This is a genomic window from Microcoleus sp. AR_TQ3_B6 (assembly GCF_036702785.1).
Lineage (GTDB): Bacteria > Cyanobacteriota > Cyanobacteriia > Cyanobacteriales > Microcoleaceae > Microcoleus.
On sequence record NZ_JAUBVJ010000117.1, the window covers coordinates 1 to 20606 of the forward strand.

The window sequence follows — 20606 nt, forward strand, 5'->3', positions numbered from 1 at the left end:
GTCCAAAAAGGACGGGCGGGACGCCCATCCCACTTTCAAGAGTGGAAGTTATTTAATTCTCATTCCTTAGTATAAGAGTCCGCTCCAAGTCGGCGAGTTCAATCGCTTCTTCTCAAACGAAGTCCGCCTGCGCCGACTAAAAAATCAAGTATCATATCGTATCATGTCCGATCGATCGCCCATAATACAATTGCCGGGGCCCGTTTGTGAGATTGTCCCTTTTTGGCAAATATTATTGGCTCACGGGCCCCTACAGGAATCAGGGTAATCGACCGGACATGATATCAACTCCACTAGCATCGAAATTGTAAAATCGAGCCAACAGTCAACAGTCAACAGTCAACAGTCAACAGTCAACAGTAATTCCGGTGCAACCGGAATTGATACAGCAGATTCCACGTTGATCAAGTACAGCCGTCAAGCGCTCGCGAGTTGTAGGGAAACGGCACTGCCGTGTCCTCTATCGAAAGCTATGTACCTTACTTAAAAAATGCTGTATCAGTCCTCATAGCCAGGAGTTGAGCTATTAGACAGGGGTTTTCAACCCCTGGCGGACTAATAGACAAAACGCCTGAAATGTGATTAATGAAAAGCACTGGGAAAAGCTTCCCAAACTCGATCGACAAAATCTCTAAGTTGCCGAGAAGCCATCGCACGATCCTTTTTCTCAGAGTCCAGAGACTGCAACTGAGTCAACAGCGAAATTACCTCAGTATCTAAAGCCGCCCGAAACAAACTCCCCGGCCACAGCAAATCAGCACCATCCCGCAAATCCGATAAAGTGTATTCTTGGGACCATTGCGCCGATAAATCCTTCCCTGACCGTAATACAACTAACATTAAAGGGCGCACCCAACAAACTTGACGTGCCTCAACCACTTGGATCACCTCGGAATGCAGGCACGCATCTCCACATTCTAAACTGACAATTTGACCCGGCTTAAAGTTCAAAGCACAATCCATTAATGCTCACACTTAATACAGACATAACAAAGTAGCTAAATAAGTGCTGTATCTCTCCACAGCACCGGAAAACATTATATCATATCATGGACGGTTACACCGTCCGTGATGTTGACGGTTGACGGTTGACGGTTGACTGTTCACTGTCCACCGTCAACCGTCAACCGTGAACTCGAATTTACTATTCCGATGCTAACGGATTTGATATCATAATTCCTTCTTGCTTCTTCCTGACATCCGTTACAGCCGTTACATCCCGTACATCGATCGTTGCCGAACTTCCTTCTTCCTGACATCCGTTACATCCGTTACATCCGTTAAATAATCCGTTGCCGAACTTCCTTCGTCTTCTTAACTTTCATCAAGATTTTTAAGAGCCTTTTCGATCTCTGCCGTCAAGACTCGTGCTTCTTTTTTACCGCCCCCACAATGGGCATAATCCGCCACGGAAATCGCAGAACCGATCGCAATTTTTACGCGAGAACCCCATTGAGGAATGCGGGGGCGATAGCGGATACTCATCGGTACAATTTTCACCCCCAAACCCGGTTTGCTCAACTCTGCTTGAATTGCCAAACGAGCCAATCCAGGCTTAATCGGGTGAACTTCGCCATCCTGAAAAATGCCGCCTTCGGGAAAAATCACCAACATCTCCTTGTGGAGGAGAAGTTCCACCCCGTAACGGAGACTGCTAATTGCTGGATGCTTGATATCCACAGGAAACCCGCCCAAATGTCGGATGAACCAACCTTGCAGTCCTTTCACTTCATCAGCAGTTACCATAAACCGCAAATCGCGTCCAGTCACCATCTGTCCCGTTGAATAGGGCATCATCAGGGCATCCCACCGAGAACGGTGCGTAGGGGCTAAGATGACAGGTCCCTCTTTCGGCAAGTGCTCCTGTCCGGTTATCTCAATCTTGTCAAAATGAAACGGTAGGACAACATAGTGACCTAACGGATAGAGCAAGGAGGTTAACCAAGGAGAAACGCGAGAGGTATTAAATGCTTCCTTGGCAGACATTGGCTTCACTAGAGATGATTTACTGGACTCAACGGCGATCGTGGCGGTGTGCGGCATAGCAATCAAGCTGCTTTATCGAAATCTCAAGTCTAAAGTAAGTTGTTGGACAAACCTTTAGTCTTTGGCTCGGGACAGTTTTGCTATTGGCTTTGTGCCGATCGAGCGATCGTGCCCGCAAGAGATAATCTCTAACAGGTAAAACCTCAGCCAACCGGACAGCACTAATGCAGAGCAGTCAGCCGCCTCGAAAGCTTGAGCGGGCAATTACGGATCTATTATTTCAGTTAAACGGTCAAGTTCGATTAAACATCGCCCAGAAGAGAGTAAAAAATTTTACCTATTAAATTGAACGGCGTGCTTCAAACCAAGAAAGCAACTGATCGCGGCAAACAGACTCCATAATACCGCCGAGTACCTCTAAGCGGTGACACGAATGCGCGCTATCTGGAATATTAGCGACAGTCCGAATCGTGCCTGTTTTCGGGTCATCTGCTCCGTATACCAGCAGACCAATCCGAGCTTGGACGATCGCACCCGCGCACATCGGGCAAGGCTCCAGCGTTACGTAGAGCGTGCATTGGTTGAGATGCCAGTCTTGCAAAACTTGTCCGGCCGCCCGCAGAGCCAAGATTTCAGCGTGAGCAGTCGGATCGCAGTCTCGCTCTCGCCGATTTTGCGCTTCGGCAATCAATTTGCCAGTACCGTCAACAATTGCAGCACCCACGGGTACTTCACCGGCATCACCGGCTGCTTGTGCCAGTTCCACCGCCCTAGTCATCCAGCGTTTGTGAATAAAATAAGAAGTATCACTAATAAGCAACGGCTCAGTTTGGGAATTCACATCATACCTAAGGAATAGAAAAACTTTAAGATTGATAAAGAAAGTTAGATTAGAGGTTAATCGAGTCTCATTTTTAATTATGGATACCACCACGATCACCCCTGAAGTTGTTGAGCTGTTGTGTCGCATTAGCCGGCAAAAGCTCCGCGAACAAGATATCACTCCTTTGGTAGTGTTTCTGACTGCTCTGATTTCCATCCTGCGGGGAGTGATGGTTTGTGACAGGACGATCGCAGCTCAAGAAGAAGAACGGCTGCAAAAGACTCTCAAAGCCTTTGCCAGCGGCGACCGCGAGCGGGTAGAACTAATTCAGCGCCTTGTCAAAGGAATCTCCAAACAGCAGGTTTACTTCAACCCCACGGAATTGCTAACCCTGACAGCTTTGTTCTCAGAATCCGAAAAGCTGTTGCTCATCGGTTCCGGCTACGAAATGTCAGTGGCAGACGGATACCTCGACCTGCGGGAGCAAATGTACTTACAGTCGATCGCAAATCGGCTCGGGCTCGACTCCAGACACATTGCAGTCCTAGACACTTTATTTACTCAAGAAGGAGCCCTCGACTCAGAAGCTTTTGCCGAAGTTAAAGCTTTACTCGATCCGGGCCAATTCGAGTCCCGCGAGCCAGTATTTGGCAAAGCAGCAAAGCACTTGCTGGGTATTTTAGTCCGCAAATAATCCAGCGCATATAAATTTTTGAGAAGTAAAAGTAGTGAGAGAGGAGTTCGAGGATTCGACGCTTTTTCGATTTGAGACGGGACTTGCGCGCTCTCACCCTCAAAAACCGGGTTGTTTAAGCCCTACCAAAAGCGCTGCACGGCGTATGTTCGTGAAAAACCAGGTTTGTGCCTAAGTCCCGCTTTATTTGTTTTGGCAAGAGGATGTCAAGGGTTTACCGATACCTCGAAGACGAAGATCCGCAGGGGATCGGGTCCCAAGTTGTACAGGCTGTGTTCGCCCTCGGGCGGGTTGCGGATCAGGTCTCCTGCCCGAACAGGGAACTCCTCGCCGTTGCGCCACATCACGCCCTGACCCTTGAGGACTAGGTAGAACTCCTCTTCGTCGGCCTGGTGGCGGTGGCGACCTATCGATGACCCCGGAGGAATCTCTGCCAGGTCAATGAAATGGCATAAGCCACTGGACTGCCCCTCGTGGCACAGACGGGCGAAGCGGATCAGACCCTCGCCCCCATGTGCCTGCGTGTCGGAGAGTGGCACCTCGTCCAGGTTGAGCCGATCGAAAAATTGGTCATTTCTGCTGTCAGTGGGTGGAGCATCGGTCATATCCGTCTTTGCCTCTGGATGATGGTACTTCCGTCTTTTTAGAGTAGGGAGAATAAGATTATTAAACAAACTCGAGTTTGTCAAGTTCGATCGACACATTTATGAACCGTCCTGTAAGCTTATATATTCTCCTAGGGCAAGTATTATCCCCCGGGTAAGTCGTACTTGACTTACCCGGCGAGGATTCCCGTCTGCCTAGCTAAAAGCAGTGCACAACCGAAAGATAGAGTGTGCGTCAGTCCTGTAAAATCTAAAAGCGACTTGTCGCTGTCTTGATAGACCCAGCTCGGTCTCAAATCTAAAATTGATTGATTATGCAAATTGAATGGCAAACCGCCAAAACCTACGAAGACATTCTCTATCACAAAAGTGGCGGCACCGCCAAAATTACCATCAATCGACCTCACAAACGAAACGCTTTCCGTCCCAAAACCGTGCAGGAACTCTGCGAAGCCTTTACTGATGCCCGGGAAGACACAAAAATCGGCGTTGTCCTTTTCACCGGTGCCGGGCCTCATACAGACGGCAAATACGCTTTTTGCGCCGGCGGCGACCAAAGCGTCAGGGGTGCGGCGGGATATGTAGACGAAGGTGGCATACCCCGCTTGAACGTGCTCGACTTGCAGAAGTTGATTCGATCGATGCCCAAAGTGGTAATTGCTTTAGTTGCAGGCTACGCAATTGGAGGAGGTCACGTTCTGCACTTAATTTGCGACTTGACGATCGCTGCTGACAATGCTATTTTCGGACAGACCGGCCCAAAAGTCGGCAGTTTCGACGGTGGTTTCGGAGCTAGCTATCTCGCCAGAGTTGTCGGGCAGAAAAAAGCCCGAGAAATTTGGTTCTTGTGTCGCCAGTACAGCGCGCAGCAAGCCCTAGAAATGGGTTTAGTCAACTGCGTCGTGCCCGTCGAACAACTAGAACTAGAAGGGATTCAGTGGGCCCGAGAAATTCTCGAAAAAAGTCCGATCGCGATTCGCTGTTTAAAATCTGCTTTTAATGCCGACTGCGACGGTCAAGCCGGTTTGCAAGAACTGGCGGGAAATGCCACTTTGCTGTACTATATGACCCAGGAAGGCGCCGAAGGCAAACAAGCCTTTTTGGAAAAACGGCAACCTGATTTTAGTCAATATCCTTGGCTGCCATAGCTGGATGGATAAATCAGTTTTTTTATGCGCTCCTATTAAAGTAGATGCTGCTGATTGTTATGAGTTAGTAGAGCCGAATGCACCCGATCGTCCAAAAGTGTCACTATAGATACCAGTTCCCAAAAAGAATGAAACTGCTTTGCCAGATCCAAACCCTGATACTCATCAGTTATTCCCCAATCGAAAATCGAAAATCGAAAATGGTATGAGTGTTTGCTGCCGACTAACTACACCGAGACTGCTGCAGCGGATTTTTCGGTTAACGTTTGGCCTCTAAGCGGGCAGGCATAGGGTTCGGAAAGAGTGACGGCTGCCGACTGCAGCGTCAGAGTCTGTTCTTGCCACAGTCCCAGTTCTTCTATGTTTTCCCAAGATGCCCCAAAAGGCGAAACCGCTAAAGAACAAGCTTTCCAGTGACTTTGAACAGGCCCGCCCAGTAGAGCGCAAACACCCCCGCGTCTCCCCTCAGGGGTATAGTGCCGACAGTGACCACAAGCTGAAGTTAATGAGGTTTGCATACAAGTTCTTAGGGGAATCATTTTCATCTCTAATTCTCCATGGCAGAGCTAACAGGTGTTAGAGCATCCCAGCCTTTATTCTGTATGGGTTGTAGCGATCCCCGAAGCATAAGTGAATTTTATAATTTATTTATAATTTCGTTATATATAGAAACAATTAACTGAGTCTTGGCTCAGGGTCTAAGTGAAAGCACAGAGTTAAGGTTTATAAAGCGGTCAGGGATCAAGAAGAAGTACAAATGCGGAACCAGTAGGAAAGGTTATAAATAAGCGGTATCTCCGGATACCAAAAGCTGTTTAGAGTCTCGGTAAGCAGCATCAGGGACACAGCAGCAAAGAAGTTTTCAAATGAAAAGGAAAAGATAGCTGCAGCCGATCGACATCAGGCGATCGGGTCCCTGTTGCATTGACGCCAAAAATAGCTAATCCTAAAATAGGCAAGTTTTCAAGCTTCTTGTTTATATCTACCAAAATTTTGGGGTGAGAGCCTCGCCCATAAGCGATCGATTTTAATTAATCTTAAGAAACCACTTGAGGATTTGTAGGGCGGCTGTATACTAAGTCAAGGAGGTTAAGCAAGTGTTTAATTTGACGTTGGAATTGAAGTTGAAGCCCACAGTGGCACAAATAGCAGTTTTTGAAGACTGGCTAGAACAGTCCCCGAAGGTGTACAACTATGCATTGAAAGAGCGCAAAGACTGGTACAACTCACGCAAATGTCAAATTAACTCTTACTCCAAAAGCTCCGAGTACATTATTCCTGCTGACGGGCCCTTACCGACCTATTCAAGTCAGTCCAAGGCTTTAACAACATACAGGAAAACCAGCCCCGCACTGCTGCGAGTAAAGGTGGCCCTACTGCAACAAACCAGTTTGAGGTTGGAAAAAAGCTTCGTCACTATGTGGGAGCAAAGCCACGGGTTCCCTCCGTTAAAAAAAAAGGGAGCTTTGAGGTCTTTTAACGAACCGCAGTTGGGTACAACTTTCCATCAAGGCAACCGATTTAAACTGCCTGTAATTGGCTGCATCAAGTTTTGGCAGGCTCGTCCCATCCCCCAGGGCGCAATCGTCAAACCAGCTCGCGCAGTTAGACGGTTTACTGGCTGGTACATAATGTTGACATTGCAATGGGATGTCTCGATTCCCGATACTATTCCTCACAGCAATCCTGTAGGAATTGATATAGGGTTGACTAATTTTGTGGCAACTTCTAAGGGGCGTTTAATTAAAAGAACGACGTTTTTTGCTGAGGCAGAACGCAAGCTTAAATTGCTGCAACAGCGCGTTACTCGAAAAAAAATCGGCTCGAACAACCGGAAAAGAGCTTTGGAAAAAGTCGCTTTGCTGCATGAATACCTGGCAAACAGCCGAAAAGATTGGCATCGCAAGTTGTCACATCAAATCTGCGATAACGCAGGGATAGTGTTTCTCGAAGACCTTAATCCGGTCGGATCCAAAGTGGCGATGTTAGCCCAGCACTGCTTAGATGCTGGGTTTGGGCAATTCTTCAATATATTGGAGCAAACTTGCTTTAAACGCGGTGTATATTTCCAGAAAGTAGACCCCAAAAAGACGAGCTCCATCTGCCCCAATTGCCTTAAGGAAACAGGCAAAAGAGAGTTGTCACAACGAGCCCATTCGTGTCACCATTGCGCCTATACAACCGACAGAGATGTCGCAGCCACACAAGTAGTGCTCAAGCGAGGGCTTGCAGCCGTAGGGCATACCGCCTGTGATGCTTGCGTGCAAGTAAATTCATTGGAATCCCTGCGAAGCAAGAATCCCCACGCCTGATAGCCCGGGAGTGTCAAAATCAAAACATTAAAATCAATTCAGAGGCGGTAGGAGTTTTGCTAATGAGTAAGCGTTCTTCGGTTGAATCCCCAAATCATCAATCCTCTTCAACCCCAATCAAGCCTGCTTTGCAAGCAGTCCTGGGGAGTCTGGATGTAAACCTAGAAGCAGAACTGACAAAATACAGAAGGCACAGGCGGCGGGCCGAACAGTGGGTGTCCCCATCAGTTCGGACCGGCAAGCAAACAGCCACAAGCGAGCAACAGCTAGCCCAAAATTTGCCGCAGGCGGCCCAAGAAACCCAGGAGCCCCTGTCCCTGCCCCTATCCCTTGCCGGCATTCAGGGCGATGCCCCGCTAGCAACTACCAGGGGCGGCACAAAATTATCTAGCAGTGCCAAGGCACCCAACAACTATCTCGAATCAAGCGAAAAACTGATCGAAAGTTTGGACGAGTCAAAAGCCGAGCCTGCGGTCGAACGCAGTTTAGCCGCCAGTCTGTTAACTCCCTTGGGGCTGAGTTCGATGCTGCTGTTTCTGCTGTCTTGCACAGCATTGGGCTACGCAGTCATGCACCCGTCAAGTCTGGCTAAGATTGCCGGGCTGAACCGTTTGGTCGATCGCACCGCACCCTCTCCAAGCGACAGTCCCGCCTCTACTGGCACCTCAGATACCCGCACCAAGGAACTGCCGAAAGCTCCGAATTTGGTATCCAAGGAATTTGTCGAGCTAGATTTGAGCACTCTCAGCAATGTCAAGCCGACAGCCAGCCCGATTCCTTCCCCGTCGCCAAAAGCATCAATCCCGCCCACTCCGGCAGCGCCTCCGGGTCCGGGCCCTGCTGTCCCGATTCCGACAGAAGACGGCAACCCGGCCAGAGGGAGAGAACAAGGACTCAACAATCTCAGCACAGCTTTGCTTCCCAGTCCCCGCCCCAGCGCCGCTCAGCCTGTCCCGACACTGCCGACACTGCCTCCAACACCCTCCCCAGCCCAGCCAGCCACCGCATCCCCGGCGACAGCATCCCCAGCCGCCGCATCCCCAGCCGCCCCATCCCCGCTGGGAAGGCCTGCACGGGCTGCCGACGGTTTCTATTACGTTGTCACCGATTACACCGACGAAAAATCGCTGCAGATCGCCAGGGCCGCAGTTCCCGATGCCTACGTGCGGAATTTCTCAAAGGGTGTCAAGATCCAAATGGGGGCTTTGAACGATGCTGCCTCAGCAGAACGTTTGGTAAAAGAACTCCAAGAAAAAGGGGTGAAGCCACAATACTATCAACCATAAATTAGGCAAAGAGTTCAACGAAATCGCCAAATACTTTGCTAAAATTACTCATAGTTAATCTATACAGGAATCTTTCCTGTGGAAAGTTGCAGAGTTGGGAAAATTAGTTGGAGTCTTAAATAAGTCTAGGCATTGAGACTGTACCCCATCAAACACAACTTTAGGTAGGTCTAAGTATGTTTCCTATCAAAGGATCACTCAGATTAAATAATAGAGAAGCGACTTTGAGGGCGAAACACGCAGGATTGAGACGGGTTGTTTTTAATATGGGATTGAGTCTTCAAACGAGGATGTATAACCGCGTCAAGCTTTCAGACTCGAACGTGATTAACGAACTCAAAAAAGTTTTAACCAATCACGTCAAAAAAAAACGGGGATTTGCTTGGATGAATCAAGTGTCTAGCGGAGTATACCAAAAGGCATTAATTGATTTAAAGGATGCTTTTAATCGGTATCGCTCATCCAAGTGGGCCCATCCCACATTCGCTAGTCGTCGAGAGGGTCAATCATTTACAGTAGATTTGTCAAACCTAAAGGTTGTACTGAATGCGGGGAATACAATTAAGATTCCTACAGTAGGGACATTCCAACGTCATGAACCACTGGAATGTGCTGAAAGTTTCCCAGACTTTTACCCTATCCAAATAAGGAAGTCGTTGGGAAAGTCTCATTCGGCGTTGACGGGGAGCGCAAAGAAGTCCAACAAACCCAAAAATTAGTAGGTATTGACCTAGGAATTAAAGCCTTTGCTACCCTGAGCGAAGCCGAAGGGTCAAAAAATCAAGTTTTTGAGGAACTAAAACCGTTAAAGCAAGCGAAAACCAAGCTAGCAATATTACAAGGTCAAGCTTCAAAACAAGTAAAAGGCTCTAAGAAGCAGCGCCAAACCTACAATAAAATTAGGCTGATTCACTCCGGGATATTTGGCATTCGTAAGGACTTATTACACAAGTTGACAACTCCCAAAGTTAAAAAAAATTAAACTTATTAAGAGTGAAGACTTGAATGTGAAAGGGATGATGGCTAATCATAAACTTGGCTTGGCTATATCTTACCTGGGCTTTGATGAATTCAGGCGGAAACTTGAATATAAGTGCAAGAGCTATGGAGCGAGTTTAGTGCTAGTCGCTCAATGGTTTCCTAGTTCTTTGACTTGATCAAACTGTGGTAACAAACAAGATATGTCACGCTCGTATCAGGACTTATGATTGTCCATCCTGCGGTATGTCGATTGACCCTGATTTAAATGCCAGTATCACCATTTTGAACTGGGAACCCGGGGCGATTGGGGGATAGCCTACTTATCTTGGGATAGCCGACTCCCTCCACTACGTTGGGCCCAACAGCGTTGTCAGTAAACACTAATTTATCTAAAGTAACTTTGGGTAAGTTGAGATAGATTTTATGAAGCAGAATTAAACTGATGATCGGCGAGTAGCTTGGGCCTGCGGCACGAACCCTCCGTTTCGCTTCACCCAACATTTTCTCAGTTTTGATGGGTAACGCTCGCGCCCTACCCATCCTAAAAATAATTATGACGACCTAACTTAGAGGGAATTAAAATTTCACAATTTAAAATTAAAAAGACGATTGATGAGTTTTCATTTTTAGTTTTTAATTGTGATTTCTCTGTGTTAATTCTAAAGTTGAAAATCGGGAGACGGGCATCATGGGATTATTCGATCGCCTTTGGCGAGTGATTAGAGCCAATATTAACAGTTTGGTCGGGGCGGCAGAAGATCCAGAAAAAATTCTGGAACAGGCTGTAATGGATATGCAGGAAGATTTAGTGCAGCTCAGACAAGCTGTGGCAGGGGCGATAGCAGCTCAAAAACGCACCGAACGCCAGTGTTCCCAAGCTGAGTCTACTGCCGCAGAATGGTACCAGCGGGCGCAGCTAGCTTTGCAAAAAGGCGAGGAAAATTTGGCGCGGGAAGCTCTGACGCGCAGGAAATCTTATCAAGAAACGGCAACGGCGATGAAAGCTAGTCTCGGACAGCAGAACGCTGTTGTGACTCAACTTAAAGAAAATATGCGGGCGCTCGAAAGTAAAATTTCCGAGGCAAAATCTAAAAAAGATATGTACATTGCCCGAGCTCGATCGGCCAAAGCCTCGGAAAGGCTTCAAGAAATGATGGGCAATCTCAATACAGGCAGCGCTTTGAGCGCGTTTGAACGGATGGAAGAGAAAGTCATTCAGCTAGAATCTCGCTCCGAAGCAATCGCAGAACTCGGAACTAACGATTTAGAAAAGAAGTTTCTCTCTCTCGAAGGTGCCGAGGATGTCGATAGCGAGTTGGCGGCGATGAAAGCACAAATGCTTCCTGGCAACAATACACCCAAATTGCCGTCGGGCGAGCCGCCTGCATCCTGAACCCCAAACAGCAGAACAATAGTTGGGACGAGCAAAAACTTCTCAACAGGCTAGCTAGAGATGGCTCGAAGCCTGTTGGGGAATTCCCGGATCGAAGTTAAACTCAATATATAGGTGCATGAATAAGCTTGCCTGCATCACTTACTCGATCGCTTTAAACTGGATTTATCTGTCTGCAAAAATTGCCAAAACTAAATCGCACTAAAAATCTGACTTTCGTGAATTTCACAACTGCAGGCTAGCGCCTAAAGCCTGCTTTCCGCCTACATCGTACACCTCACCCTGGAAAAATAGCATTATGGGATTATTTGACCGCATTAGCCGAGTCGTCAAAGCCAATCTTAACGATCTGGTCAATAAAGCTGAAGACCCGGAAAAGATTTTAGAACAGTCCGTTACGGATATGCAGGAAGACTTGGTGCAGTTGCGTCAAGCCGTGGCCAGCGCGATCGCCACTCAAAAGCGCACCCAGACTCAGTACAATCAAGCTGAGTCTCAGTCCAACCAGTGGCAGCAGCGCGCTCAGCTAGCCCTGCAAAAAGGAGACGAGACTTTGGCCCGGGAAGCCCTGGTGCGCAAAAAGTCTCACGCTGAAACGGCGGCTACCCTGAAAGCCAGTCTGGATCAGCAATCGGCTCAGGTGGAAAGTCTCAAGCGCAACTTGATCGGTTTGGAGAGCAAGATTTCCGAAGCTAAGACTAAGAAGGATATGCTCAAGGCGAGGATATCCGCTGCTAAGGCTCAGGAACAGCTCAACAATTCCATTGGCTCCCTGAATACTGGCAGTTCAATGGCAGCTTTCGATCGCATGGAAGAAAAAGTTTTGCAGATAGAAGCTCGCGCGGGAGCTTCGGCAGAACTGGCGGCCGGCGGCAGCAATTTAGAGGAACAGTTCCGCTTGCTCGAAAGCGGCGGTGATATTGACGACGAGTTGGCTCAGATGAAAGCTCAACTTACCGGAGGTTCTGTCTCTCAAGGTCAATTGCCTGCAGCGGGTAAAACTGCAGCTCGCAGCTCGGAGTCGAATCAGGTGATTGACGCTGAGTTGGAAGAGTTGCGATCGGAACTCAATAAAATGTAGTAATCTTTATCAAAATTTACCTATTTCTCCGATCTCCGGTTTGAGAGAATGCTCCGCCGACCTACAGCGCTAGCTTGGGGAGGTCGGAGTTTTTTTAGGAAGCGTTTAGTACACAAAACTTTATTTTTGTCAACTATCTTTATGTTTACTTAAGGAATTTAGTCTTTAAAAAAAGTGATAGAGTAACTTTATTCTTGGCAATTGCGTCGGCCGCGCCCGTTAGCAAGTGCAAATAACTATAAAATATTGCTAATAAGTCATGCCCGTGCCACCTTCTAGAGGCTTTTGTAAAATCAAGTTTTTCCAGGCATTAGCACTGGGTTTTTCAATTGCAGGTATTTGCCCTGCACTGCTAGCAGCTCAAAGTGTTGGCGAGTCGATGGTGGCTGCCGACTCAGGGGTGCGATCGCCAATTTTTAATGATAATTTACCCAGTCAAGAAACAGCACACGCTCGCGATCGGCTTCGTGATTTATACTCGGGTTCAGAATTAGATACATACAGCAAAGAGCCAGAAAACAACATCCCGGAGTTCGATCGATCGACCCAAAGTGAGGCAGAAACTCTCGCTCACTTGCCGAACCGAGGAGAAAACAGACAAGAATTTCCCATTCCCAACCCGCTGCCGCGAAATCTGCCTCCCCTCCCAGAACCCGCGCCCCCAGCGCCCCTGCCCGAACAGCTTTTGCCGCCTGCTGTTCCCGCGCCGCCACAGCTAGCAGAATTGCCTAACATTCCCGGTACGATAAAGGTCGATCGATTTGAAGTAGTTGGCAGCACGGTCTTTGGCAAGCAAGAATTAGAAGCCGCACTCAAAGACTTTGTAGGCAGCCCGCTCACTTTCGCTCAACTGCTGCAAGCTCGTTCTGCTGTGAGCCAACTCTACATCAGCAAAGGTTATCACATCTGGAACCCTGATTGGGCGACAAACGCTCACAGGGTCAGTTGTGAGGATATTAGTGCTAAAAGGCAAGCTAGAAAGTATAAATGTAGTCGGGACTAGGCGACTGAATTCTAACTAAGTCAGAAGCCGATTAGCCGATTCAACGCCAGGCAGCCTGAACGAACAGCGGATGCGGTAAGCTCTGCAACTGCTGCAAGGCGAGCCCAGAAGTCGCAAATATTTCAGCGGAACTGCAAGTGGGTTCTCGTGCGGGTTTTAATTTGCTGTGAGTCAGAGTCAAAGAAGCAAAGGGGAGAGAGATGTCTTGGGGGTGCGATCGCAGTTCACTCTGGGAGTGGGAGCATTTGGCGCTACGGTGAGCAGCAGCCGCCCTGACAGTCAATCGAGTTTAGATTTTAGATTTTAGATTTTAGATTGACTTGCGCGAGATAAATGCTCTTTCTTGAGGATTTTCGAAAATCGATTTGGGATTGATTCCACGGATAAATCACGTGGCGGGTACCACCTTTGAAATTCGCTTGTCAATTTTGGCTCTGGCGGGGTCAATGGCAGTAGGTGCGGTTGTTGGCTCCCAAGAGGCGGATGGTGGCGCGATCCCAGGTGCAGTTGGCGCTACGGTGAGCTTTTGCCGATCGAACAATTCGGTAGAGGCGGCTCGGATACAGTGCGGGGCTAGCGTCAGGATGCTGTGCTGGCCGATAACGGGATTTTTGGTTCAGCCGAGTTGTGGTATCCGATTGTGCGCACCGGCGACAAACAAGGAGTTTTGCAGGTGACGCCGTTTGTGGATTTTGGCAATGTTTGGACAAATAGCGGCCCAAGGGCGACTCTGGAAGCGAATACTTTGCTGTCAGGGGGATTGGGCTTGCGGTGGCAGTACGGCGAGAGCTGGAATGCTCGCGGAGGCGGGGGAATTCCTTCGATCGGTCTTAAGTCGAGCGATCGAAGTTCGCAAGAGCGCGGGCTGTATTTTTCTGTAGAATTCAAACCTTTTTAGGAAAGCATTCCTTTTGCCTTTGGCGGAACTGAGCAATTCCGCTATATAGTAATAAGTATCATTTGGCACTCATCTGTGGCTGCCAAGATTGCTTTTTACTGATAATCTTTAAATTAAACTATGTCTAAGGTGCGGTTGCTGCTTTTAAGTTCTTTTGCTTCCGGTTTTGGGCTTTGCTCAATCATTTTGGCGATGTTTACGCTGATTTCCCGACTGTCGTTTATGTCTTTTTTTACCTTGGTTTTAACTGTGGTATTTTTTGTGATTAATCTACTTTTTGCTTTGCATTATTATACATCGATTACAAAGCTGTTGAGTGTGAGAAGTAAAAGGAAAGCTAGAATTTAGCGGCTGTGAAGCAGAAGCGGACAAAGGCATGGAGAGTTTTTTATGGAATTTAAAGGGAATCCAGGAAAACGCCTCTGGGTTAGGAAAACTATCTAACTGTAAGCCATAATTATTTAAGGTCTAATTATTTAGGAGGTGCGATTGTGGTTATTACTCAAACCAACGCGCCAAATCTTCCAGATGCGATAAAGACTCGCTTTACTCCAGATGAATACCGGGCGATCGAGGAAACTGCCGAAGAACGTCACGAATACTATAACGGAGAGATTATCGCTATCTCAGGAGGTTCAGAAGTCCACAGCGCGATCGGCTGTAACTTGTTAATTTACTTGGATTTTTTGTAGAGAGACACCGATTTTTGCTTGTATAACAGCGATTTGCGGCTTTGGATTCCCGAACATCGGTGTGGAACCTACGCGGATTTGATGGTTGTCAATGGCGAACCAGAATTCAATGGCGATCGCACCGATGAAATTCTCAATCCTTTTCTCGTTGTTGAGATTCTTTCGCCCTCTACGAAAGCCTAGGACCGAGGTGAAAAGTTCAGAAAATATCGCTCTCTTGCTAGTTTTTGTGAATATTTACTGGTTAGTCAAGCTGAACCATATATTGAGCAATATTATAATGGCGGTCGCCAAAATAGCGATGGTTGGCAATGGCAAGTGTGCGATCGGGCGATCGGGCGATCGTCTACGAAATTGTGAATCGAGAACTAATTGATATGGAAAACAGGAGTGCGAAACACGGTTATATTGCCATTATTTTGAGTGCTGCCTTGTTTAACTGCGTATCAACGAGAAAATTAGGCGCGATGTTCGATTTCAGCAGCGCTTTGAAGATGAAATCAGGGAATAAGCGATCGCCCGATATTTCCTTCATGGCAAAAGAACGCCTGTAAGGGCTAGATGAACTCCCGGATTGCTTCCTAGAAGGTGGCCTGGATATTGGCGTAGAAATCCTTTCTCCTAGCAATACAGTGACAGAAATTCACGACAAACTCGTAGAATATTTTGAAAATGGAGCGCGTTTAGTTTGGGTGATTCATCCTAAAGAACAGTATGTGTTAGTTTATCGATCGTTCCAAGAACCCGAGCGCCTCCTCAAATCTACTTATTCCGTAGATGGTGAAGAAATCGTCCCCGCGGCTAAAGCAAAATTTAAGTCTGAGCTATAGTTTTTCATACTAAACCATGATAGAGTTAATGTATCATAAAATCATTAAATACTATGATCGATGTAGTGTTTTAAAAGTGATACCCATGTTAAAAGAATTAAAAACCATTACTCTGGCAATTTTTCTGGTATTAGGAACAGCTAAACAGGGTTCTACTGCCACTCTCCCAATTCCTAATAATCAAGGAGATTATATGGGAAGAGCTTATCATAAGCTGTTGTGCATTTAAATAGAATGTCAACAAACAATTCGCCGTCTTGTGGGGTGGGCGTCTCGCCCGCCCTGAGTATGCAATTTAAATGCGTGACAGCTTACTTATTGGGAAGTAGTAGATCCCGATCCAAATGGGTTAAATTGTCGCATGACAAATTCTTCTTTTGAAGAACTTATGCGTGCTGAAAACCGCACTCCTTTTGAGTTTTTTAATTGGTCTTTAGTTGGTGTCTTAAAACAGGGACAGCGTTTTGAAAGCTTTCCTAGTAATGCTGCTGGTACTTTCAACGATACCAGGGGTTTACCTTGGCTTTTTGTAGGAAAAAGCTACGCTGCTGGTGCAGCGCAAGGTTGTTTCGTTCGCGCTAATAGTCAATTTGTCAAACCAGTATAGAGGTCACCGACTCGCGTACAACCCCAAACGAGTCAACCGCTAGCAAGTTCCACAGCACTCCCGATGGAGCTTGGTTTTGACGAAGGATTTGGATCGATTGTAGTACCAGAAAGCGATACCACAGCATCGGCGTATGGAGGACGCTTAAGGCGATATGACGTTCACATTGCCAAAATGTTTGAAGTCACCCACTTTATGTGTCAACAAGGGAATTTAACACCCGGTATTACTTGGAATTACGCGGCTGGAGGTGGCAGGATTAATATGGGAAGTTTTGAAATAACCTGCCGACTTGCTAATCAAATAGCTAGTGCCTATGGTTTAGGTAAGTCGGAACCTACGAATGTGACTTTTTCGGCTGGTGAAGTCGGTCGCCCCGCTGTCAGAAGTTTCAACATTCCCATCCTAGATATTACAGGTGATAAAGTACCACGCTGGGTGAGTTTTGTGCAGAGATTTCAGCCAGCGAGGAGGTAGGGCGATTACAGGTGATACGCTCTACTGTTACTTACAGCAATGTACCTTAATAAAATAGTTCAGAGGAGTTTATGAAGATAAATGCAAACAAACTGAAACAACTTTACGCAGAAGGCAGAAGAGATTTTCACGGTTGTGACTTAAGTGATGCTGACTTGACAGAAATTGATCTGAGCTTTGCTAATCTAAGTGGTGCAGACTTTAGCAACGCCAACTTGAATAACAGCAACCTGAGCTATACTAATCTAATAAGCGCTAAATTAAGGGGAGCCTCTCTTGAAGAGGCTAATCTGAAATGGTCAGATATTATTTATGCAGACTTGAGAGATGCAAATCTTCAAGGAGCAGACCTAGAGTGGGCTAATCTTAGAAGCGCTAAGCTTACCAATGCTAACTACCAAACAGTAAAAAATATCGAAAGGGCTGATATAACCGATGCTATAGGATTAGGAAAAATCCTTGAAGAAATTGAAGAAAGCGATATGATTCAGTTAAATCTATTTGAAGAATACAGAATTAAGCAGAGCAAGAGAAAATTAAATGTGAACCAAAGTATCAAGAGAGAGAGTTTCCAGCAAAAATATCCACCAGCTTTAGCTTTATTACCAAAGATTTCAAGACATACTAAAATGCAGGCAATTCTGGCAGAAATAGGACAAAAATTAGGCCATAGAGTATGGATTGCTCGAAACGATCACTCAAAGGATTATACTTTCGGAGACTATAGATTCGGGGACGATACTTTCGGGGACTATAGGTTCGGTAAACTTAAAGAATTAACAATGGAAGGATTCCCTGTTGGTGGATTAGAAAAAAAAGTGGAAAAAATTAGTAAATTAATTGATGTAATATGGCTAGATAAAAATGATCAGTTTAAAGTAGTAGCATTATTTGAAATTGAATGCACTACTGCAATTCACTCTGGGCTATTGCGTATGGGTGATTTTGTGGCTAATGTCAAATTAAATCCCGTAACATTTATAGACCCCTATTTTCCAATTTATGTCGTAATTCCTCAACAACGAAAGAAAGAGTTACAAACCCAATTATCTCGACCCATATTTCAATATCTTGAATTGCACAAAAGTTGTAAAGGTATTAATATAGAAGATATAGAGAGGTGTTGGGAAGATATTATCAAGCAGAAAATAAACATTAAGCAAGAAATAAAGCAGAATATTATTGATATTATAGCCTATAGCTTTTAGCAATTTTATCTAGTCTAAAAAAAGTTTTTAAATTTTCTGTGATTGGTCAATCAAAGCCTGGAGTGGTTGATATGGCGGTAATCCATCTAATATTTAAGCATCTGTGCAAATTAAATCTTCTATAACCTATGGGTAATTTCACCCGATCGCAAAGCAATTAAACCACAGAATTACTCTTTTCTATTCTACAACGAGCGCATAAAAGCATTCACCGCATCATATTGGTCTGCCATTCGCGAATAAAACTCGATCGATCGCAAATCCAACTCCGGCAACAGTTCGCTCTTACTCACCAACTCATATCCCGTTGGACGCAAGCAATAAACCGAAATGACACCATCCTCCCAAAACCAAACCTCCTGCACTCCAACCCGACGATAGATTTCCAGCGTATCAATTCCACCACTCGTCACTGTCACCTCGATAGCCAAATCTGGAACTGACTTGCGCGTACCCAAACAATAAGACTCATCTGGTTCCTTCCGCCCGCCCAACTCCTTCATCCCGATAGTTGTACTGCCTCGTCCGTAGAAACGAATGCTTTTCATCCGCATATAAATCTCTAAAAGCTGGCCTAAAGTGTTTCTAGGTTCTTCATGAGCCTCAGATAAAGGAGCCATAATTTCTAAACACCCATCCAAATAAGTTAAACGTGCCCCGGTTCCTGCCAAATCTGCATCCAACTTTTCCAGAGTCTCCCATGTCACGTTTGACAGGAAGGCTGCACCTGTACCCAATCCTGCTTTAGAAATTGCGACAACCATCTGACTTACCTTTTACGAGCATTTTTCCATAATATACGACTTCAAAAAGTTGGAGTCAACAGTCAACTGTTGACTGTTGACTGTTGACTGTTAGCCGATAAAAATATTTTTCCCCAAACAAAAAGCGCCCCTATTTCTAGGAGCGCTTTTTGTCAATCGATAGCTAAAACTTAGCCGTTGATAGAAGGAGCAACCATTGCTACGGGAGTGACTTCGCTAGCAGCCAAGTCGAGAGGGAAGTTGTGAGCGTTGCGCTCGTGCATTACTTCCATACCCAAGTTAGCGCGGTTGATGACATCAGCCCAAGTATTGATGACGCGACCTTGAGAGTCGATAATCGATTGGTTGAAGTTGAAACCGTTCAAGTTGAAAGCCATCGTGGAGATACCCAAAGCGGTAAACCAGATGCCTACTACTGGCCATGCACCTAACAAGAAGTGCAAAGAACGGCTGTTGTTGAAAGAAGCGTATTGGAAAATCAAACGACCGAAGTAGCCGTGGGCTGCAACGATGTTGTAGGTTTCTTCTTCTTGACCGAATTTGTAACCGTAGTTTTGCGATTCGGTTTCGGTTGTTTCACGAACCAAGGAAGATGTTACCAAAGAACCGTGCATGGCGGAGAACAAGCTACCACCGAAGACACCAGCTACTCCCAACATGTGGAACGGGTGCATCAGGATGTTGTGCTCGGCTTGGAACACGATCATGAAGTTGAAGGTGCCGGAGATACCCAAGGGCATACCGTCAGAGAAGGAACCTTGACCGATCGGGTAGATCAAGAATACTGCGGTGGCTGCTGCAACTGGTGCAGAGTAAGCGACGCAGATCCAAGGACGCATACCTAAGCGGTAAGACAGTTCCCATTCACGACCCATGTAGCAGAAAATGCCGATCAGGAAGTGAAATACTACCAATTGGTAGGGGCCGCCGTTGTACAACCACTCATCGAGGGAAGCTGCTTCCCAGATTGGGTAGAAGTGCAAGCCGATCGCGTTTGATGAAGGAACAACAGCACCTGTGATGATGTTGTTACCAAACATTAAGGAACCAGCCACTGGTTCCCGGATGCCGTCGATGTCCACTGGAGGGGCAGCGATGAAGGCGATGATGTAGCAGATGGTAGCAGTTAGCAGGGTGGGAATCATCAAGACGCCGAACCAACCTACATAAATGCGGTTGTCGGTGGATGTTACCCAGTTGCAAAACTGTTCCCACAGATTGGCGCTTTCGCGTTGCTGTAAAGTTGTGGTCATTTGTTTATGATTGCTGTATTTGGTTGTCAATGTTCGGATGATGTTTATATTATTAACTGTCTTGTTAACGTTTGTAAAGGGGTTTAACGACAGTTAAACTGATAGAAGTCATTAGGAAAGCTGATTAAAAGATAGACAGGGGCGAAACAAGCAGCGAGGGCGCGTGAATTGATGCGAAAGAGGATGAAGTCCTATCTTGCACCTGTCGCCACAGTTCTGTTCCGGGCCCGTTATACGCGGGTTCCACAGCGGGTTTATTTCTTGTGGCACCCACAGACTCTCGCGGTTGCCGGCAGTTCCGCTATGCGAGATTAACTCGCCCGTCGCGCCATCCTCCGCACTTGCGGCGAGATCCCTTTCTTTGCGGGTATATATAGTGTTTGGTAGGGGCAATCCAAAGAGTGGTAGCCCGATTCGATGCGGATGCGGCACCTGTCACCGCTGATTGCAATTGCCAAAACAATCTAGAGGCACGGCCCTCGGCCGCCAGTCTCAATAGGACTGAGTGCGTTTTAAACTGAAGTTGGAGCCAGCCATATATTTTTATAAAAATGCTGTAGCAGTT

At 46.6% G+C, this 20606-nt stretch carries 28 protein-coding genes and 1 pseudogene; 19 read left to right on the plus strand and 10 right to left on the minus strand.

Translation table 11 applies throughout. The features are described from left to right. Positions 1–582 precede the first annotated feature (582 nt). The 4 genes from QUB56_RS33150 to tadA all read right to left on the minus strand — a co-directional run bounded on the left by QUB56_RS33150 (position 583) and on the right by tadA (position 2827). Complete coding sequence (locus QUB56_RS33150) at positions 583–963, minus strand: hypothetical protein (protein ID WP_332960600.1); 381 nt, start codon at positions 961–963, stop codon at positions 583–585. A 140-nt stretch (positions 964–1103) separates the two neighbouring features. Beyond that, positions 1104–1259 (minus strand): hypothetical protein, encoded by a 156-nt coding sequence (locus QUB56_RS33155; RefSeq protein WP_332960601.1) that lies wholly within the window; start codon positions 1257–1259, stop codon positions 1104–1106. Between the two features lie 55 nt (positions 1260–1314). After that, positions 1315–2043: a lysophospholipid acyltransferase family protein gene (locus QUB56_RS33160; RefSeq protein WP_332960602.1), complete on the minus strand. Its 729-nt coding sequence runs from the start codon at positions 2041–2043 to the stop codon at positions 1315–1317. Positions 2044–2326: 283 nt separating this feature from the next. Next, positions 2327–2827, minus strand: coding sequence for a tRNA adenosine(34) deaminase TadA (gene tadA / locus QUB56_RS33165; protein ID WP_332960603.1), 501 nt, complete (start codon positions 2825–2827; stop codon positions 2327–2329). 79 nt (positions 2828–2906) lie between these two features. On the opposite strand from tadA, the gene QUB56_RS33170 reads away from it, so the two are divergent. Beyond that, positions 2907–3503 carry a TerB family tellurite resistance protein gene (locus QUB56_RS33170; protein WP_332960604.1) on the plus strand — a complete coding sequence of 199 codons (597 nt, stop codon included), beginning with the start codon at positions 2907–2909 and terminating at the stop codon, positions 3501–3503. A 206-nt stretch (positions 3504–3709) separates the two neighbouring features. Here the strand turns inward: QUB56_RS33170 and QUB56_RS33175 are convergent, their stop codons facing one another. Next, positions 3710–4108 (minus strand): cupin domain-containing protein, encoded by a 399-nt coding sequence (locus tag QUB56_RS33175; protein WP_332960605.1) that lies wholly within the window; start codon positions 4106–4108, stop codon positions 3710–3712. Between the two features lie 314 nt (positions 4109–4422). Here QUB56_RS33175 and menB point away from each other — a divergent pair, with 314 nt between their 5' ends. Beyond that, a complete protein-coding gene (gene menB / locus QUB56_RS33180; RefSeq protein WP_332960606.1) occupies positions 4423–5256 on the plus strand; it encodes a 1,4-dihydroxy-2-naphthoyl-CoA synthase in 834 nt (277 codons plus the stop codon). Positions 5257–5483: 227 nt separating this feature from the next. On the opposite strand, the gene QUB56_RS33185 is transcribed toward menB, so the two are convergent. Both QUB56_RS33185 and QUB56_RS33190 read right to left on the minus strand, forming a co-directional pair. Beyond that, positions 5484–5774, minus strand: coding sequence for a hypothetical protein (locus tag QUB56_RS33185; RefSeq protein WP_332960607.1), 291 nt, complete (start codon positions 5772–5774; stop codon positions 5484–5486). A gap of 318 nt (positions 5775–6092) precedes the next feature. Further along, positions 6093–6245: a hypothetical protein gene (locus tag QUB56_RS33190; protein WP_332960608.1), complete on the minus strand. Its 153-nt coding sequence runs from the start codon at positions 6243–6245 to the stop codon at positions 6093–6095. Positions 6246–6353: 108 nt separating this feature from the next. Between QUB56_RS33190 and QUB56_RS33195 the strand changes: the two genes are divergently transcribed. The 9 genes from QUB56_RS33195 (at position 6354) to QUB56_RS33235 (ending at position 13312) form a co-directional block, all read left to right on the plus strand. Then, positions 6354–7568 carry a transposase gene (locus QUB56_RS33195; protein WP_332960609.1) on the plus strand — a complete coding sequence of 405 codons (1215 nt, stop codon included), beginning with the start codon at positions 6354–6356 and terminating at the stop codon, positions 7566–7568. 62 nt (positions 7569–7630) lie between these two features. Further along, positions 7631–8854: a hypothetical protein gene (locus QUB56_RS33200; RefSeq protein ID WP_332960610.1), complete on the plus strand. Its 1224-nt coding sequence runs from the start codon at positions 7631–7633 to the stop codon at positions 8852–8854. A gap of 176 nt (positions 8855–9030) precedes the next feature. Beyond that, positions 9031–9573, plus strand: coding sequence for a hypothetical protein (locus tag QUB56_RS33205; protein ID WP_332960611.1), 543 nt, complete (start codon positions 9031–9033; stop codon positions 9571–9573). Between the two features lie 17 nt (positions 9574–9590). Next, the gene (locus QUB56_RS33210) at positions 9591–9836 is read left to right on the plus strand and encodes a transposase (RefSeq protein ID WP_332960625.1); all 246 of its coding nucleotides are present in this window, start codon (positions 9591–9593) and stop codon (positions 9834–9836) included. Positions 9837–9873: 37 nt separating this feature from the next. After that, positions 9874–10011, plus strand: a complete 138-nt coding sequence (locus tag QUB56_RS33215; RefSeq protein WP_332960627.1) for a hypothetical protein — start codon at positions 9874–9876, stop codon at positions 10009–10011. 7 nt (positions 10012–10018) lie between these two features. Further along, positions 10019–10150 carry a zinc ribbon domain-containing protein gene (locus tag QUB56_RS37520; protein ID WP_445243428.1) on the plus strand — a complete coding sequence of 44 codons (132 nt, stop codon included), beginning with the start codon at positions 10019–10021 and terminating at the stop codon, positions 10148–10150. Between the two features lie 373 nt (positions 10151–10523). Further along, positions 10524–11228 carry a PspA/IM30 family protein gene (locus QUB56_RS33225; protein WP_332960612.1) on the plus strand — a complete coding sequence of 235 codons (705 nt, stop codon included), beginning with the start codon at positions 10524–10526 and terminating at the stop codon, positions 11226–11228. A 298-nt stretch (positions 11229–11526) separates the two neighbouring features. Then, positions 11527–12309, plus strand: a complete 783-nt coding sequence (locus QUB56_RS33230) for a PspA/IM30 family protein (RefSeq protein ID WP_332960613.1) — start codon at positions 11527–11529, stop codon at positions 12307–12309. A gap of 259 nt (positions 12310–12568) precedes the next feature. Then, the gene (locus QUB56_RS33235; protein WP_332960614.1) at positions 12569–13312 is read left to right on the plus strand and encodes a POTRA domain-containing protein; all 744 of its coding nucleotides are present in this window, start codon (positions 12569–12571) and stop codon (positions 13310–13312) included. Between the two features lie 40 nt (positions 13313–13352). On the opposite strand, the gene QUB56_RS33240 is transcribed toward QUB56_RS33235, so the two are convergent. Then, the gene (locus QUB56_RS33240; RefSeq protein ID WP_332960615.1) at positions 13353–13595 is read right to left on the minus strand and encodes a hypothetical protein; all 243 of its coding nucleotides are present in this window, start codon (positions 13593–13595) and stop codon (positions 13353–13355) included. A gap of 306 nt (positions 13596–13901) precedes the next feature. On the opposite strand from QUB56_RS33240, the gene QUB56_RS33245 reads away from it, so the two are divergent. From QUB56_RS33245 to QUB56_RS33280, 8 genes and pseudogenes are all read left to right on the plus strand, one after another. Beyond that, positions 13902–14210 (plus strand): BamA/TamA family outer membrane protein, encoded by a 309-nt coding sequence (locus tag QUB56_RS33245; RefSeq protein ID WP_332960616.1) that lies wholly within the window; start codon positions 13902–13904, stop codon positions 14208–14210. Between the two features lie 491 nt (positions 14211–14701). After that, positions 14702–14902 (plus strand): hypothetical protein, encoded by a 201-nt coding sequence (locus tag QUB56_RS33250; RefSeq protein ID WP_332960617.1) that lies wholly within the window; start codon positions 14702–14704, stop codon positions 14900–14902. 18 nt (positions 14903–14920) lie between these two features. After that, the gene (locus QUB56_RS33255; protein ID WP_332960618.1) at positions 14921–15085 is read left to right on the plus strand and encodes a Uma2 family endonuclease; all 165 of its coding nucleotides are present in this window, start codon (positions 14921–14923) and stop codon (positions 15083–15085) included. A 128-nt stretch (positions 15086–15213) separates the two neighbouring features. Next, positions 15214–15732 (plus strand): annotated as a pseudogene (locus tag QUB56_RS33260) (Uma2 family endonuclease). A gap of 85 nt (positions 15733–15817) precedes the next feature. Then, complete coding sequence (locus tag QUB56_RS33265) at positions 15818–15961, plus strand: hypothetical protein (RefSeq protein WP_332960619.1); 144 nt, start codon at positions 15818–15820, stop codon at positions 15959–15961. A gap of 132 nt (positions 15962–16093) precedes the next feature. Beyond that, positions 16094–16339 (plus strand): hypothetical protein, encoded by a 246-nt coding sequence (locus QUB56_RS33270; RefSeq protein WP_332960620.1) that lies wholly within the window; start codon positions 16094–16096, stop codon positions 16337–16339. Between the two features lie 63 nt (positions 16340–16402). Then, on the plus strand, positions 16403–16816 hold the full coding sequence (locus QUB56_RS33275; RefSeq protein ID WP_332960621.1) for a hypothetical protein: 414 nt from the start codon (positions 16403–16405) through the stop codon (positions 16814–16816). Between the two features lie 71 nt (positions 16817–16887). After that, complete coding sequence (locus tag QUB56_RS33280; RefSeq protein ID WP_332960622.1) at positions 16888–18024, plus strand: pentapeptide repeat-containing protein; 1137 nt, start codon at positions 16888–16890, stop codon at positions 18022–18024. A 185-nt stretch (positions 18025–18209) separates the two neighbouring features. On the opposite strand, the gene QUB56_RS33285 is transcribed toward QUB56_RS33280, so the two are convergent. Beyond that, positions 18210–18788, minus strand: a complete 579-nt coding sequence (locus tag QUB56_RS33285; protein ID WP_332960623.1) for a Uma2 family endonuclease — start codon at positions 18786–18788, stop codon at positions 18210–18212. A 170-nt stretch (positions 18789–18958) separates the two neighbouring features. Further along, positions 18959–20041 (minus strand): photosystem II q(b) protein, encoded by a 1083-nt coding sequence (psbA, locus tag QUB56_RS33290; protein WP_332960624.1) that lies wholly within the window; start codon positions 20039–20041, stop codon positions 18959–18961. Positions 20042–20606: the final 565 nt, after the last annotated feature.